This window comes from Rhodococcus sp. P4_F3_2 (assembly GCF_056401335.1).
Window position 1 is genome coordinate 172,648 of the sequence record NZ_JBFUJN010000001.1, and the last position, 14,473, is coordinate 187,120.

The 14,473-nt window shown below is 62.2% G+C and carries 13 protein-coding genes; 7 read left to right on the forward strand and 6 right to left on the reverse strand.

The window, feature by feature from the left end; all coding sequences use genetic code 11:
- Position 1 precedes the first annotated feature (1 nt).
- The 5 genes from AC1DWA_RS00835 to AC1DWA_RS00855 all read right to left on the reverse strand — a co-directional run bounded on the left by AC1DWA_RS00835 (position 2) and on the right by AC1DWA_RS00855 (position 7,224).
- Complete coding sequence (locus AC1DWA_RS00835) at positions 2–1,015, reverse strand: ABC transporter permease (RefSeq protein WP_477916433.1); 1,014 nt, start codon at positions 1,013–1,015, stop codon at positions 2–4.
- Positions 1,016–1,080: 65 nt separating this feature from the next.
- The gene (locus AC1DWA_RS00840; RefSeq protein ID WP_283384083.1) at positions 1,081–2,682 is read right to left on the reverse strand and encodes an ABC transporter substrate-binding protein; all 1,602 of its coding nucleotides are present in this window, start codon (positions 2,680–2,682) and stop codon (positions 1,081–1,083) included.
- A 227-nt stretch (positions 2,683–2,909) separates the two neighbouring features.
- The gene (locus AC1DWA_RS00845; protein ID WP_020970729.1) at positions 2,910–4,514 is read right to left on the reverse strand and encodes an ABC transporter substrate-binding protein; all 1,605 of its coding nucleotides are present in this window, start codon (positions 4,512–4,514) and stop codon (positions 2,910–2,912) included.
- 144 nt (positions 4,515–4,658) lie between these two features.
- Complete coding sequence (locus AC1DWA_RS00850) at positions 4,659–6,260, reverse strand: PucR family transcriptional regulator (RefSeq protein WP_037120543.1); 1,602 nt, start codon at positions 6,258–6,260, stop codon at positions 4,659–4,661.
- Between the two features lie 49 nt (positions 6,261–6,309).
- The gene (locus tag AC1DWA_RS00855; RefSeq protein ID WP_019745228.1) at positions 6,310–7,224 is read right to left on the reverse strand and encodes an SDR family NAD(P)-dependent oxidoreductase; all 915 of its coding nucleotides are present in this window, start codon (positions 7,222–7,224) and stop codon (positions 6,310–6,312) included.
- Positions 7,225–7,324: 100 nt separating this feature from the next.
- On the opposite strand from AC1DWA_RS00855, the gene AC1DWA_RS00860 reads away from it, so the two are divergent.
- Both AC1DWA_RS00860 and AC1DWA_RS00865 read left to right on the forward strand, forming a co-directional pair.
- Positions 7,325–7,942, forward strand: coding sequence for a TetR/AcrR family transcriptional regulator (locus AC1DWA_RS00860; protein WP_020909054.1), 618 nt, complete (start codon positions 7,325–7,327; stop codon positions 7,940–7,942).
- Between the two features lie 302 nt (positions 7,943–8,244).
- Positions 8,245–9,396, forward strand: coding sequence for a magnesium and cobalt transport protein CorA (locus AC1DWA_RS00865; RefSeq protein WP_007731382.1), 1,152 nt, complete (start codon positions 8,245–8,247; stop codon positions 9,394–9,396).
- Between the two features lie 104 nt (positions 9,397–9,500).
- On the opposite strand, the gene lppU is transcribed toward AC1DWA_RS00865, so the two are convergent.
- The gene (gene lppU, locus AC1DWA_RS00870) at positions 9,501–10,118 is read right to left on the reverse strand and encodes an LppU family putative lipoprotein (RefSeq protein ID WP_019745226.1); all 618 of its coding nucleotides are present in this window, start codon (positions 10,116–10,118) and stop codon (positions 9,501–9,503) included.
- A 109-nt stretch (positions 10,119–10,227) separates the two neighbouring features.
- On the opposite strand from lppU, the gene AC1DWA_RS00875 reads away from it, so the two are divergent.
- From AC1DWA_RS00875 to AC1DWA_RS00895, 5 genes are all read left to right on the forward strand, one after another.
- Complete coding sequence (locus AC1DWA_RS00875; RefSeq protein WP_019745225.1) at positions 10,228–11,274, forward strand: ATP-dependent DNA ligase; 1,047 nt, start codon at positions 10,228–10,230, stop codon at positions 11,272–11,274.
- Entirely contained in the window at positions 11,274–12,314 is a 1,041-nt protein-coding gene (ligD, locus tag AC1DWA_RS00880) for a non-homologous end-joining DNA ligase (RefSeq protein WP_003940248.1), read from the forward strand. The genes AC1DWA_RS00875 and ligD overlap by 1 nt, the downstream gene beginning before the upstream one ends.
- Before the next feature lie 78 nt (positions 12,315–12,392).
- The gene (locus AC1DWA_RS00885; RefSeq protein ID WP_020970725.1) at positions 12,393–12,908 is read left to right on the forward strand and encodes a DUF6764 family protein; all 516 of its coding nucleotides are present in this window, start codon (positions 12,393–12,395) and stop codon (positions 12,906–12,908) included.
- Positions 12,909–13,017: 109 nt separating this feature from the next.
- A complete protein-coding gene (locus tag AC1DWA_RS00890) occupies positions 13,018–14,229 on the forward strand; it encodes a serine hydrolase domain-containing protein (RefSeq protein WP_041815251.1) in 1,212 nt (403 codons plus the stop codon).
- A gap of 15 nt (positions 14,230–14,244) precedes the next feature.
- Positions 14,245–14,463 carry a dodecin gene (locus AC1DWA_RS00895; protein ID WP_003939815.1) on the forward strand — a complete coding sequence of 73 codons (219 nt, stop codon included), beginning with the start codon at positions 14,245–14,247 and terminating at the stop codon, positions 14,461–14,463.
- The last annotated feature ends 10 nt before the right edge of the window (positions 14,464–14,473 follow it).

Sequence of the window (14,473 nt, forward strand, 5' to 3'; positions counted from 1 at the left end):
CTCAGTTCTCCCGAATTGTGGATCGTGGGTCGATGAGAGCGAGCACCACGTCGACGATGAAATTGATGAGAAGGACGATGGCGCCGTAGATCACGACCAGTGTCTGGGCGAGCGGGTAGTCCTTCTCGGTGATGGACTTGACCAGCGCCATGCCCATGCCGGGCCAGGCGAAGATGCTCTCGATGAGCACGGTGCCGGCAATCAGACCACCCAGGAGGAGTCCGGCGAGCGTCAGCGTCGACGTCATGAGGTTGGGCATTGCATGACGGAAGTAGATTCGTGCCACGGGCATTCGCTTGGCGCGCGCCGTACGGATGTAGTCCATGTCCAACACGCCGAGTGCCTCTGCACGGACGATGCGCGACATCGAGGCGATGGCACCGATCGACATGGCCGCGACCGGGAGGATGTAGCTTTCCGGTCCACCTCGGCCGGCGACGGGCAGAACAGGGAACGTGACGGCAAAGAGGTAGACCAGCGCCGTACCGAACATGAACTCGGGGATCACGGCGAWGGTGCCTGACGTTGCGGTGTAACCGATCTCGACTCCGCGTCGTCGACCGTTGCGGGTCAGTGCAGCGAAGATGAGGCCGATCGGAATGCCCAGTAGCAGCACCGTGACGACTGTGAGTACAGCCAGTTCGAGTGTTGCCGGGAGGCGGGACGCGATCACCTCGAAGACCGGAGTCCTCAAGGTGATCGAGTCACCGGGATTCCCGCTCAGCAACCCGCCGACGAATCGGAAGTACTGCTGCCACAAGGGAAGGTCGTAACCGAGCTGAGACCTCGTTGTCTCGACCAGTTCGACCGGTGCGTTCATCCCCAGAGCCAACCGAACCGGGTCGCCCGGAATCAGTTGGAGCATCAGGAACGCCGCAGTCACCAGCGCCCAGAGTGAAATCACGAAGGTGCCGAAACGACGCAGAAGATATGCGGGCCAGCTGTCGGACTCGAGCCACTTTGCTCGAGCCTGAGGCGCCGCTTCTGGTTTCGCGGCTTCAATAGTTTGACTCATGGGCTGTCTTTCCGGAGGGCGGGAACAGATGCAGGGCGGGAAGAGATGCTGAGCGGGAAAACGACTTACTGGTAGAGACGCAACGCAGAACCGGTGAGCGTCTTACCGAATGAGAGTCCGGCCTTGTTGAAGTACACGTTCATGACGGAATCCGCGAAGGGCACGGCCGCGATCGTCTTGGTGAGCTCCGACTCGGCGTCGGCCCAAGCGTCACAAGCGTCGCTACCGGTCAGACCGGAAGCCTTGGTGGCTGCTGCTTCGTAGGCGGGGTTGCTGACCGATCCGAAATTCTTGCCTGCTGCGGGAACCGGCCCGGCAAAGTACGCGGTGAACGTGCTGGGCAGCGAGGAGTTGACCTGGACCCAGGCGATGTCCCAGGCAGAGTTGTCCTTGCCGCTCAGAATGACGTCGATGATCTTGTTCGAGTCACCACCGGTCACCTCGACGTTTGCGCCGAGTTCGGACCACGCCGACTGAGCAAGTTCTGCCGCCGCGTTGCGCGGATCGTCGGTGCCGTCGTACACGAGGCGGAGATTGAGCGGCTTGCCATCCTTGCTTCGCTTGCCGTCAGCGCCGGCAGTCCAACCAGCGCCGTCCAGTGTTGCCTTTGCAGCTGTGAGGTCGAAGTCCGGAATATTGCCTGCGACAGAGTCGTAGACACAGGCGCGCGGTTCGACGGCGACGAGACTGGTTGCCCGGACCCCGTTTCCGGCGGTGATGACCTGAGTGAGGTCGTCGAGATTGACCGCTTGGATCAGCGCCTTGCGCACTGCCGGATCACTGGTGGGGTTGCTGGCGATCTGGTTGAAGTACATCTGGCCTGCGGGCACCGGCCGGCCAACCGAGTCCAGATTGGCTGCCGCGACGCGGTCCTTGTCCGGCCCGGCGATCGGAGCTGCATTGAGTTCACCCGAGAGAAGCTGATTTGCGGCGGTGCTCACGTTCGGTGCCATCGCGGCGATGACCGTCTTGGGGACGCCGGGGGTATCGGAAGCGGTGCCGTCGGGGCCCCAGTTGTAGCCATCACGTCGCTGGAACGTGTAGTGGTCGTTGGCGGCGACTTCGGTGACTTCGAACATGCCGGTGCCGAGCGACTTCTTGTTCGATGCTGTCGGATCTTTCAGCCCGGCCTCGCACAGGATCGGCAGTCGACCGACGTTGAGAAGCAGGAACGGGCTCGGCGCCGCAGTGGTCACCGTGACGGTGCGCGCTGCCGGATCGGCGGTTGCTGTGGCACCGGTCGGAACGGAGGACCCGCGCAACTGTGAACCGTTGTCCGGATTGGCCACGAAGTTGATGTTGTCCGCGACGGTCTGGGAAGTCAGCGTCGATCCGTCGGTACAGGTCACCCCGTCACGGATGGTGAAGGACGCCGAGGTGGGGGTCTCCTCCCACTTCTCCGCCAACCACGGTCCGACTTCGCTGGTATCGGGATCCTGGTAGATCAGGTAGTCGTAGGCCAATCGAGACAGCTCGGCGGTTGCCTGAGAGGCCGACATGATCGGGTTGAGTGCGCCCGGATCGGCCTGCAGGGCGAAACGGAAGGTCCCGTCCGTGGCCGGTTCACCGCCACTGGCGCCCGAGGACGTGCCTCCCGAGCCACAAGCAGACAACACAAGCGTGAGCCCTGCGGCTGCCGCAAGTGTTGGATAGGAGCGGTGTTTCATGGTGCCTCCGGGATGGAGCTGGGGCCCGAGCGAAAAACGTGAGGGCGCGATTGAGTGTTGACTGCTAAATCTTGGCGCATGACGTGACGCGCATCTCTGTCGATCCTCACGAAAATCGGGTCGATTTTCGTCCGTTCCCACGAAAACCGCCTGGATCGGTGAATACCTGTCCGTATACCGACAGCGACCGGCGAAACACGACGATTTCCCCGGTCGCTACCGGCGGTCTACTGGTACAGGCGCAGGGCTGAACCGATGAAATTGCGGCCGAATGCAAGACCTGCATTGTTGAAGTAGAGAGTCGTGATCTTGTCGGCAAAAGGTACCGCCGAGTTTGCTTTGATGATCTCGGACTCAGCGTCTGCCCAAGCGGCACAAGCGTCCTCGCCCGTCAGCCCGGAAGCCTTGGTGACGGCTGCGTCGTAGGCCGGGTTGGAGATCGACGCAAAATTCATTCCCGCAGCGGGCACAGGACCGGAGAGGAAGGGGACCAGCATGCTGGGCAGCGCGACGTTGATCGGCTCCCAGACAACATCCCACGCCGTGTTGTCCTTGCCGCTGAGTGCTACATCGAGAATCTTGTTCGAGTCTCCACTGGTGAGTTCAATGGTGGCGCCCAGGTCGTTCCACGCGTTGACCGCGACGTCGGCGGCAGCATCGGTCGCGTCACCGAACGTCTCGTAGACCATCCGAATTCGGAGCGGTGTGCCGTCCTTGCTGCGCTTACCGTCCGCGCCGACCTTCCAGCCCGCAGACTCGAGAGTTGCTGCGGCTGCACTGGTGTCGAAGTCCGGCAGGTTTCCGGCGACAGAGTCGTAGATGCAGGCCCGCGGTTCGATGGACACCATCGTGGTCGATCTGGTTCCGCGGCCGGCCGTGAAAATCTCGGCGAGGTCGTCGAGATTGAGAGCCTGGACCAGAGCCTTGCGGACGGCAGGATCGCTCGTCGGATTACCGGGACTGTGGTTGAAGAACATCTCGCCCGCCGGAGCAGGCTGCTTGACGGTATCCAGGTTCGCGGCGTTCATGCGATCCTGGTCAGGGCCCGAAACTGCTGCGGCATTCAGATCACCGGACAACACCTGGTTGGCCGCTGTGCTGTTGTTCGTGATGATGGACGCGACGACATTCTTGGGTACTCCAGCCGTATCCGAGGTGGTGCCGTCCGGTCCCCAGTTGTAGCCGTCGCGCCGGACGTAGGAGTAATGATCGTTGGCGACTGCCTCTGTCATCTGGAACATGCCCGACCCGAAGGTCGTCTTGTTTGCCGCCGTCGGATCCTTCAACCCGGCCTCGCACATGATCGGTATTCGCGCCAGGTTGAGGAGCAGGAACGGAGAGGGCTCCGGAGTCGTCACCGTTACTGTCCGTGTCGCCGGGTCGGCGGTGGCGCTGGCAGTTGCCGGTGCGTACACCCCGCGGAGAGCAGATTTGTTTGCTGCGTTGGTGATGAAATTGACGTTGTCGGCGACAGTCTGGGCAGTCAGAGCGGATCCGTCGGTACAGGTGACGCCGTCGCGAATGGTGAAGGACGCGGAAGTGGTTGTCTCTTCCCATTTCTCGGCGAGCCATGGCTTGGTGACTCCGGTATCGGGATCCGGGTGGAGCAGATAGTCGTAGCTCAGACGCGCCAGCTGGTGCGCCGGCGATGCTGCCGTCATCAGCGGATTCAGAGCGCCGGGGTCGGCCACGAGAGCCAATTTGAAGGTGCCGTCCGTGACGGGTTCACCCCCACCCGAACCCGAACCCGACGAGCCACCCGATGAGCACGCGGTCAGGGCAAGAACGGTGCCAGTTGCCGCAGCCAGCAGTGCGTAGGACCGTTGTTTCATGGTGCCTCCGGAAGGTGTAGTCCCGCCCGAGTGACGCGAGGTCTGTCGGGTCAGGAGCAAAAAACGATTGCTTGAATCCTCACCCAACAAAAGGAGGAGAACATCGTCCGGATTTACGAATGTTTCGTGAGACTTGGTAGATCGCTACAACGCTGTCGGATAGAAGAGACGAAGCTGGAGCATCAGGCTGAATCGAGTTTCCGGATCATCGAGATCGATTCCGGCAATCCCGGCAAGTTTCTTGAGGCGGTACCGGAACGTGTTGACGTGGATGTGAACCAACGACGCAGCCGCCGGAATGTCGCCGAACGTGTCGAGCCAGGCTCGAAGGGTGTCCACGAGGTTGATGTCGTGAGTGCGGTCGTACTCACGCAGTACCGCGAGCGGACCCGACGCGGTCTCGTTCTCGTCCGCCAGGGCGTCGGAGAGGCGCAGAAGTAGGGAATTGATCTGCACGTCGTCGGCGCGCGCGACGGTCCGGCCCGAGGAATTCCACGTCGACCTCAGAACGCGAAGCGCTCGGTCGGCTTCGTCGCGTGACTTCTCCAGCGTCATCACGTCGGCCACTGTCGCACCGATTCCGATGACCACCGACTTTTCCGAACGGGAACGGTCTGCAAACTCCGACGCGATCCGACGCACGTAGTCGTCGTCGGTCTGGTGCCGGGTGTGTGGGATGACGGCGTAGACGGTGCCGCCGATCGCTGCCGCCACCGACAACGGAAATACTTGGTCGAGATAGGTATTGAGTGTCAGGGCCAGTTGATCGACGTCGGCTTCGGCCTCCAACGATGCGCCGGCGCCGCTACGGAAGCCGGCCGCAAGTACGTTTGCTTTCGAGCGGCCGTAGCCCAGTCGCTCGGCCGCTTCCTTGGCCGAAGTGCCGCCACTCAGTAGCGTGATCACCTCGCCCAACCTCAGCCGTCGTGCGGAATCGGCGGCCAGCTTGGCACGAAGCAAGCTCATCGCGGCTACGCCCGCCGCCTCGACGAGCGTTTTCACCTGCAATTCGTTCGGCTCCTCGTCCAAGATCACCCAGATCGAACCGAGGATCTGGGATGCCGCATGTATTCGCATGCCGACCCGGGGCCTGATGCCCGGCCCGATACCCGGTAGAAATACCGGCAGGGTAGAGCCGTAGATCTTGTTGAAGTACCCCATCGACCGGAGTCGGTCGGAATAGTGCTGCGGCACTTGATGTCCGAGGACGCTCTGCTTACGTGCCTCGTCACCGAAGGCTTGATCCGCCGAAAACGCGAGGATCCGGCTCGACTGATTCTCGATGGTGACCGGGCCGTTCAATACCTGAGCGATCGAGTTGGCAAGATCGAACAGGTCGGCGTCGGCGGCGGACGTGCGGTCCCCGTTGTTGCCGGATTCGAGGATCTCGTTGATCAGCGACGCACTTTGCAGCCAGCTTGCATCCTTGACCATTCCAAGTAGTGCGATATCGGCTTCGGCGACCGCCCGTGCGACGCTTTCGTCGACGGCCAATGGCTCCCTGACGATCAGCGCGACGGCTCCGGCCGAACCGTATTCTTTTACTGCAGTGGCAATGTCGGCCGACTCGGCCAGTCCTGCGCCGAGCACGACGGCGCCCGCACTGCCTTGCGTGACTCCGGACCCTTCGTGCAGGGTCACTCGGCTGACAGTGCGGGCGTCGTCGACGGTGTCGCCTCCGCTGAGGAACGTCATTCCCAGTCTGTCGACGATGTCGACGATCGAAACTCCCGTTGGTGTGGTCACCACCACACCTTAGGGGGAGCAGGATCGATCAGTCGGCTGGTTGCCCAGCTCAGTTGGCCGGCTGCTCGGCTACAGCTTTCTCGACGAACCGGCGGGTCTGATCGAACGCCGCGGGCACCTGGACGGAATTGGTCATGTCACTGATCTCGGACCACCGTTCGGCGACGACCTCAGGGGAGAGTGCGCCTTCGGGGATGTACACGCCCTGCGACTCTTCCATGCGAGCGATCGCGAAGACACCGGCACCGGCGCTGAGGATGGTCTTGGTCGGTGCGTCATCGGAGACCATGAACAGTGCGCCGGGTGAAATCGATTCGGGTGCAAGCAGAGCGAGAGTCTTCTCGTCGAGGAGGTCTTCGGTCATGCGGGTCGCGGCGGTCGGGGCCAGCGAGTTGACGCGGATGCCCTTGCGTTCGCCCTCGATAGCGAGAACGTTCATCAGGCCGACGACGCCGGACTTCGCGGCGCCGTAATTTGCCTGGCCGAAGTTGCCGTAAATTCCCGATGCCGACGTAGTCATGAGGATGCGTCCGTAGTTCTGTTCGACCATGTGCGGCCAGACTGCCTTGGAACAGATGACGGAACCCATCAGATGCACGTCGATGACTTTGCGGAAGTCGTCGAGCTCGGCCTTGATGAAGGACTTGTCGCGCAGGATTCCGGCGTTGTTGATCAGGATGTCCACGCGGCCCCACTTGTCCACGGCCGTCGCGACCATGGCGGCAACGGCGTCGACGTCGGTGATGTCGCAGTGGTCCGCGATCGCCTCGCCACCCAACTCGACGATTTCCGCCACTACCTTGGCTGCTGCGGTATCAGCGCCGCCACTGCCGTTGACCGAGCCACCCATGTCGTTGACGACGACGCGTGCGCCGCGTGCGGCGAGGGCCAATGCATGCGAACGGCCGAGTCCGCCGCCTGCGCCTGTGATGATCGCTACCTTGCCGGAAAAATCCAACGACATTGGAAAACCTCTCTGATCTGGGATACTACTCAGTATTACTATGCGATAGCGTGGAAACAGTCAAGGGCCGGCAGGCAGTGCGAATGGGAGTGGAAGTCGAATGAGTAGTGATCTTCCGGACGTGCGATCCGCGATCATCACCAGCGCCGCCGACGCCTTTGCCGAAGACGGTTACGCGGCCACGACCATGGATTTGCTGGCCGATCGAATCGGGGCCACCAAAGGTCTTGTCTACTACCACTTTCGTTCGAAGTTCGACATCTACCTGGCAATCTACGAGCGCGGGATGAGCCTGCTCCGCGCGGAGGTCGAGTCTCGGATCGACGGGGCAGACAGCGGCCTCGCGCGTCTCGAAGCGATGTCGCACGCCCACCTGGTCAATCTCATGACACATCTCGGGTACCACCACACGATCCACCAAGGTGTCCGGGGCCAGATGAACTCCGCGCTCAAGCCGAGGCAACAGCAAGTCCTCGTGGAACTGAATTCGCTGCGACTCGACTACGAGAATCTGTTCGTCGACGTGATGACCGAAGGTGTCGCGGATGGTTCCATTCGTGCGAGCTCGCCGCGAATGGCGGCAAAAATACTCCTCAGCAGTCTCAACGGCATCGACCTCTGGTACCGAAGGCGTGAAGGGCAGACTTTGGCGGAGACGGAGTCGTTGGCGGACCAGATCGTCGAACTCTTGATCGGCGGATTGCGCGCTGCGAACTGACTGAAAGCTGCATTCGTCGAGCGGGTTTCCTCCGACCGGTTCGTGCTGTCCTGCGGCTTGTCGTTCGGTTTGTCCCGCTCTGACAGTCGGGGTAGCATGTTGGCGTCGTGCGCGGACTTGCGTAGGAATTCAGGGAAGAGGAGGTGTGGCTGTAATGCGTGGCCAACCTCCGAGTACCAACTGAAGCTGTAGCCGCCCGGGTTGTTCCGGTATTTTGCTGCAGCTTCATCGTGTGTTCATCGGCTTCGGCTTTGCTGTGAAGCAAGCGTCGTCGTTCACTCTTCCCTCGAAAGCTGTTCAGCATGCGCGAATTTCGTCGTTCACGGTCGGTACTGCCACGTCGTTCCGCGGGTCTCGGTGACTCACATCCCGGGCACTCGCGTGCCGCACGCACCGTCGTCAAGGCTGCCCCGCCCGAGGCGGTGGCGCCCGTCGAATCGACCGTCGTCAACAGTGGCGTGTACCGCGACGGCGAGCGGATAGCGTCGCCGTCCACGCTGGCGGAAGCACTGTCATGCCTTCCGGATTCGCAGTCGATGGCGTGGATCGGCATGTACCGGCCCGACGACGCCCAGTTGTATGCCGCTGCACAACATTTCGACCTCCACGAACTGGCGGTCGAGGATGCGATTGTCGCACACCAGCGCCCCAAGCTCGAGCGCTACGGCAAGACGCTGTTCGTGGTCCTGCGTGCTGCGCGGTACCGCGACGAGACCGAGCGGGTCGAATTCGGCGAGTTGCACATCTTCTGTGGTCCGAACTTCATTCTGACCGTCCGTCACAGTGAATCGCCGGATCTCTCGGCGGTGCGGACTCGCATGGAGAACGATCCTGACCTGTTGCGGTTGGGTACCGAGGCCGTTCTCTACGCCATTCTCGACGCAGTCGTCGACGGGTACGCCCCGGTGGTGGCCGGCCTGCAGAACGACATCGACGAGATCGAAACCGAAGTGTTCAGTGGCGATCCCGGAGTTTCGCGCCGCATTTACGAACTGACCCGTGAGGTGATCGAATTCCAGCGGGCGACGCGTCCGCTGCTGGGGATGCTGCGTGGGTTGTCGGCAGGATTCGACAAGTACCACACGGACGAGGAACTCCAGCGTTACCTCCGCGACGTCACCGACCATGCGACGACTGTGGTGGAGCGGGCCGACGGCTTTCGTCAGTTGCTCGGAAACATCCTCACGGTGAACGCAACTCTGGTGTCGCAGAACCAGAACGAGGAGATGCGCAATCTGACGCAGGCGAGCTACGCGCAGAACGAGGAGATCAAGAAGGTCTCGGCGTGGGCGGCAATTCTCTTCGCGCCGACGCTTATCGGAACCGTGTACGGAATGAACTTCGACGACATGCCGGAACTGCACTGGCACTTGGGCTATCCGTTTGCGCTCTCGATGATGTTCTTGACGTGTGGAAGTCTCTACACGATCTTCAAACGTCGGGGCTGGTTGTAGAAAGCGCCGGCTGTAGAAAGCGCCGGCTGTAGAAAACACCTGTGCGCCTTGCCAACCGAGATCGGTTGACAAGGCGCACAGGTGTTTTCGGGAGGGCGCTCGAATCAGAGCGTTGCGACGCAGACCGTGAACTTACGTTCCGGGTGCTCGAATCCCGAGTCTGCCCCCGAACCGCATTCGTCGATCGACGTGGAGTTCTGCAGGATTTCGACGACCTCGACTACATTGGTGCCGCTGGTATCCGAGCATTCGATGCGGGCGGGCTCGTCCATTCCGCTGCCGAGGTCCATGCATCCGCCGACTACCCAGTCGACGTCGAGACAGACAGCGCCCTGCTCGTCACCCGCGAGGGTCTCGTAGTAGTACGAGTCGACATCGGAGGCACACTGATCAGAGGTGGGAACCTTGGCGACCACCTTGTAGTTGGAATCCTTGCTACCGCAGTCCGCGTTGTCGATTTCCGCGGCCGTCGTGGTACCGCCGAGCTTGACGCAATCACCGATCGACACGTCGATGTCGACGTCGCCGCCGTCGTCCGAACCCTCCTGGCCGGTGATCTTCGAGGTGGTCGGGGCTGCGGAGGTAGTGGTCGAATCGGCAACCGAGGAAGATGATTCCGCAATGGCTTTCGGCTCGATGTCGGAACCGCAACCGACGGTGAAGGCGGCGATTGCAGAAGTTGCGATCACCGCAGTGCAAAGTCGCCGGACGATTCCGGACATAAGGACCCCTTTGTTGATTCTTGGATAATTCTGTTGGTTCGTAGATTGTTCGGGACCTATTCCAATACATCGGTAGTCGAATTGCCAACCGGACTGTCAGTATGGGTAGGTGGAGCTACCCCTGATGCCGCCGCTTGCCCCGATGCTCGCGAAGGCTGCGGCCACTGTGCCGCCTCAGCCCGAGTCCGGTGACCCGACGTGGTCGTACGAGCCGAAATGGGACGGATTTCGAGCAATCATCTTTCGTGACGGTGACGAAGTGGTGCTCGGATCGCGAGGAGGAAAGGACTTGGCGCGGTACTTTCCCGAGGCGGTGGAAGCCGTCAAGTCTGAATTGCCCGAAAAATGTGTGGTGGACGGAGAACTGGTGGTTCCCCGTGAGATCGACGGTGTGACGCGCCTGAGTTGGGAAGCGCTCTCCGAGCGGATTCACCCCGCCGCGAGCCGCGTCGCATTGTTGTCGGAACAGACGCCCGCGCAATTTGTCGGGTTCGATTTACTGGCGCTCGGGGATCGCGACGTCTCGATCGAGGACTTCGGTGTGCGACGTGCGTTGCTCCTCGATTGCGTCGGTGGCGGGCCGAGTTGCCACGTCACGGCAGCGACGGCCGACAGCGCCGAAGCAATGGCCTGGTTCGAAACCTTCGAAGGCGCGGGTCTCGACGGGGTTGTCGCCAAGAAGCTGGCGGGACCGTACCTGCCGAACAAGCGCGAGATGATCAAGGTGAAACACGCCAGGACCGCGGATGTCGTACTGCTGGGCTACCGTCCGCACAAGAGCCAGCCGGGTATCGGGTCGATGCTTCTGGGTCTGTTCGACGGTTCCGAATTGAAGATGATCGGTGGCGCTTCGGCTTTCACCGCGGCGCGGCGGATCGAGTTGTTGGCCGAACTCGAACCTTTGCGCCTCGGGGACGACGTTGTGGCCGAGGGAGAGGCCAGCCGGTGGAGATCGGCCGCAGACCGCTCCTGGATTCCGCTTCGTCCTGAGCGGGTGCTGGAAGTGGCGTACGACCAGATGGAAGGGGAACGCTTTCGGCACGCCGCGCGGTTCCTGCGCTGGCGTCCGGACAGGGTGCCCGACGAATGCACTTTCGATCAGTTGGAGGTTCCGGTGCGATACGACTTCGCGGATGTTCTTGCAGGTGGTAAGTGATGGCGAGTCCCGCAGAGGAACTGGACGTCGACGGGATCGCGGTCCGGTTGTCGAGCCCGGACAAGATCTACTATCCGCAGTTGGGTGAGGACGGCGGAACCAAACGGCATCTTGTCGAGTACTACCGAACGGTGGCGCTGCAGGGTGCAGCGTTGCGGGCGCTCCAAGATCGGCCAACGCATCTTCAGCGATTCCCCGACGGCATCGAGGGCGAAGAGGTTTACCAGAAGCGGCTGCCGGCAAAGCGGCCCGAGCACGTCGAATCCTGCGAGGTCACGTTCCCGTCGGGTCGCAAGGCCGACGTCCTTCGAGTGCGTAGTGCTGCGAACATCGTGTGGGCTGCCAATCTCGGGACTGTCACGTTTCATCCCTGGGCCGTGCGGTGCCCGGACACCGACCACCCGGACGAACTCCGCATCGATCTCGATCCGCAACCGGGGACCGGGTTCGACGAGGCCGTTGCCATCGCGGACGAGGTCCTTCGCCCTCTGCTCGCCGAGTTGGGATTGGAAGGATTTCCCAAGACGTCCGGTGGCCGAGGCCTTCACGTCTACATCCCGCTCGAGGCGCGCTGGGATTTTGTCGAGGTCCGCCACGCGGGTATCGCCCTCGCCCGTGAAGTCGAACGTCGTAGTGCCGATCGCGCCACAACCGCGTGGTGGAAGGAAGAGCGGGGTGAACGGATCTTCATCGACTTCAATCAGAATGCCCGTGACCGGACGATCGCGGCGGCGTATTCCGCTCGTAAGACGCCGATCGCAACTGTGTCCACGCCGGTGACCTGGGACGAACTGCGCGACGTGCATCCAGACGACTGCACCATCGCCACGGTTCCCGGCTTGCTCGCCGATCGTGGTGATCCGATGGAAGCGATGCACGACAAGGCCTTTGCCCTCGACGTTCTGTTGGAGATGTGGGAGAAGGATCTGGCGGCGGGACTTGGCGATCTGCCGTACCCGCCGAACTATCCCAAAATGCCCGGTGAACCCAAACGTGTTCAACCGAGCAAGGACCGCGATCGGAAGAACAAAGACGGGTAGCGTCAGAGGCGGACATATCGGGTAATTCGATTAGACGTCGAATGTACGGTCACGTCGAATGCACTGTGGGGGTTGGATATGGATCGCCGGAAAATGCGAGCAGCAGGCTTAGCGGCGGGTGGCGTGATTCTTGCCGCCTTCGGATTGTCACTCGGTAGCGGAACAGCGTCGGCCGCGACGTTGGATTGTTCGGCGCGCGGCCAAGATCAGACGATCGTCGACGGGTCATCCGCATGCCGAGCGGTGGCAGATCCCTCCAGTTACGCGATTTCACACGTGGAGGGCGACGGCGTCGGCGTCGCCGATTCGCGAGACGGTGGCCGGTCGGCGGGCGTCGGACTCTTCGGCGGCGTTGCTGCAGCGGAGTCGCGCGGTGGGCTACTTGCCGCCGTTGCGTACGGCCCGGGTTCGCTCGCACTCGGTCGCACAGACTCCTCACCCTTTGCCGTGGTGCTCAGCGGACCTGGCGGCAGAGCGGCGGTGGGTGACGCGGACGTCGGGGCGATCTGCTCGGGTGGTCCCACCCTTGTTTTCAACCTTGCCACAGGTCAGGGATGTGTCAGCGACGGCACTTCGACGTGGGTCACCCCGTGAGTGCACCCCGGTCCTGAGCCTCTTGCGTGACAGTGGTCACAATGGTGTCAAGCTCCTGCCACCGATCCGGTGACCGGACAACTTGAATCAGCGGGGATCGGAGGACGCGATGGCTCCCAATGCACGACGGGGTTCGCTCGCCCGGGTGGAGGTGCCTTCGCGCACCGAGCTGTATGTGGACCGGCGATTCCTTCCCTTGGCCGACCGCTTCTTCGCGATGTATCGCCAACCGCAACAAGGCGGCGGCGCGCTGGTCGTGTACCTGGGCGGCGAGAAAGTTCTCGACATCTGGGCCGGCAATGCCGACCGCGACAGGCGCTGGGACCACGACACGGTGTCGCTTTCCTTCTCGACCGGCAAGGGCGTGGCCAGCACCGTCGTTCATCGACTCGCCGAACGCGGGCTGATCGACTACGACTCTCCGGTTGCTCAGTACTGGCCCGAATTCGCAGCGGCCGGCAAGGACAAGATCACCGTCCGGGAACTGATGTCACATCGGGCGGGCCTTCACCGCGTTCGCGGCCTGATGCCGCATCCCCTCGACCTGATGGACTACGACGCGGTCGTTGCCGCCCTGGCTGCCGAGAAGCCGGATCCGCGTCGGCTTCGAGGCCCCGGCTATCACGCTGTGACCTACGGCTGGTTGGTAGCCGAACTTGTGGCCAGGGTGTCCGGTCAGCCGTTCATCGACGTCGTACAAGCGGAGATAGCGAAGCCCCTCGGAGTCGACGAATTCTGGTACCGCGTACCCGAAACCGAGCGTCCACGGATCGCGAAGCTGTTCCCACATATCAACCCTGCCGGCTTGAACTGGGCTTTCGCTTCTACCGTGCTCTCACACGTCGGTCCGACTCGCGGACTCGCGGAGGCCGCGATGCCGGACGGTTTCGACGTCATGGTGCGCAACCCGGCTGTCCACGACGCCGTCATGCCGGGCTGGAACGGAGTGTTCAGCGCGCGTGCTCTCGCGAAGATGTACGGCGCCATCGCGAACGGCGGCGTGATCGACGGGAAGCGGTTCCTGAAGGAATCGACCATCGACCAGATGTCGACCATCCAGACCCGCGATCGGGATTACGTGCTGGCGGTGCGGCCCAACTGGACTCTCGGTTACCACCCGCCGATCATTGCCGCGCGGCGGCAGCCGCGGAATGCGATAGGCCACTACGGAGTCGGCGGTTCAGGCGCGTATGCGGACCTGTCCAGCGGACTCTCGCTCGGTTTCACCACCAACAGGTTGGGTAGTGCTGTGACAGCTCTCGGTGATCTTCGCCTTGCGAGGCTCGGCGCCGAGGCGCAGGAGTTGGTTCGTCGAATCTGACACGAAGGGAATGCCATGAGCAGCAACGTGTACCGGGTGACCGAGATCGTCGGCTCGTCCACCGAGAGCAGTGACGCGGCAATTCGCACCGCCATCGCCCGGGCGAACGAGACGGTGCGCAACCTCGAATGGTTCGAGGTGGTGGAAACTCGCGGCCACATCGAGAACGGCGCCGTAGCGCATTTCCAGGTCACGTTGAAGGTCGGCTTCCGGCTCGACGGCGACGAATCCTGAACCGTTCTTC